1 protein-coding gene is annotated in these 1,300 nt (G+C 57.1%); it reads left to right on the top strand.

Features of this window, described 5'->3' with window-relative positions; all coding sequences use genetic code 11:
- Nucleotides 1-63: 63 nt before the first annotated feature.
- On the top strand, nt 64-1,092 hold the full coding sequence (locus tag J7J55_01620; GenBank protein MCD6141402.1) for a D-cysteine desulfhydrase family protein: 1,029 nt from the start codon (nt 64-66) through the stop codon (nt 1,090-1,092).
- Nucleotides 1,093-1,300: the final 208 nt, after the last annotated feature.

A 1,300-nucleotide genomic window follows, 5' to 3' on the forward strand; every position in this document is an offset into this window, starting at 1 on the left:
GCGTCGCCCCGGCCATATGGTCGGGGCGATTTCTTTTATAATCGAAGGTGAAAGGAGGATATTATGCAGATCGGCGCAGTGAAGCGTGTACGCTTAGGAGAGCTCCCCACTCCACTCCAAGAGATGGCCAACCTGGAAAAGGTGCTGGGGGGACCGCGCCTCTTCATCAAGCGAGATGATCTAACCGGTTTGGGAACGGGGGGAAATAAGCTGCGCAAGTTGGAGTACGCGCTCGCAGAGGCGATGGAACTCGGTGCGACTGCCGTCGTCACCACCGGTGCGGTCCAGAGCAATCATGCCCAGTTGACCGCAGCCGCCGCCAACCGACTCGGGATGAAGACGTTTCTGATCCTGAAGGGAGACAAGCCGCATCAGCCGAGCGGAAACCTGTTTCTGGACAGGCTGCTGGGAGTGGAGGAGATCAGGTATGTAGCAGTCCCATCCGACTCCGGCAAGGAGGAGTTCGAATCCCTGTTGCAGAACGAGGTCGACCGCTTGATGGCGGAACTACGGAAACGAGGTGAAGTCCCCTACTACATTCCGAACGGATGCAAGGCGATCCACGGTGCCCTCGGCTACGCCGGGTGCGTGTACGAGATCGTGGGACAACTTCGGGCTATGAACCTCGCCCCGAACTACATAGTTACCGCGTGCGGAACGAGCGGAACGCAAACCGGGTTAGTCCTCGGTTCGATCCTGTACGGGCAGGGTGAGATCAAGGTCCTAGGAATGAGCGTCTCTGAGAAACGGGACAAACTTGAGGAAAGGATCCGGCGCAATCTGAGGGAGGCAGCGGCGTTTCTCGAGTTGCGGATCGAAGAAGATGCACTTCAGGACGCAGCCGTCGTCTACGATGAGTACATCGGAGAAGGTTACGGAAAACCGACCGACGCGATGAGGGAGGCTGTGCGGCTCGTGGCAAGCGAAGAAGGGATCATCCTTGATCCAGTGTATACCGGCAAGGCGATGTCCGGACTGATCGACCTCGTCCATCGCGGCTCCTTCTCCCGGGATGACGTGGTCGTTTTCCTTCACACCGGCGGAATCGGAGGGCTGTTCGCAACACACCAGGTCGAGACACTCGTGGACTAAGCATTAGGATGCTTCACAATTTCTCTCGGTTCTGCTATAGTAAGGCGAGGAGGCATAATGGTCATATCGGAAGTCCGTGTTTACAGTTATCCGATAAAGCTCCCCCATCCGTTTAAGACGTCTCTCGGTGAGACGAGTGAAAAAGAAGAGATCGTAGTACAGATACTGGACGAGAGTGGACGGGCCGGATGGGGGGAGGCGTCCCCGA

The sequence above is a fragment of the Candidatus Bipolaricaulota bacterium genome, assembly GCA_021159055.1.
GTDB lineage: Bacteria > Bipolaricaulota > Bipolaricaulia > UBA7950 > UBA9294 > S016-54.

Excerpts from the sequence above, each read along its gene's own strand:
- J7J55_01620 (MCD6141402.1), top strand. The coding sequence starts at position 64 with ATGCAGATCGGCGCAGTGAAGCGTGTACGCTTAGGAGAGCTCCCCACT.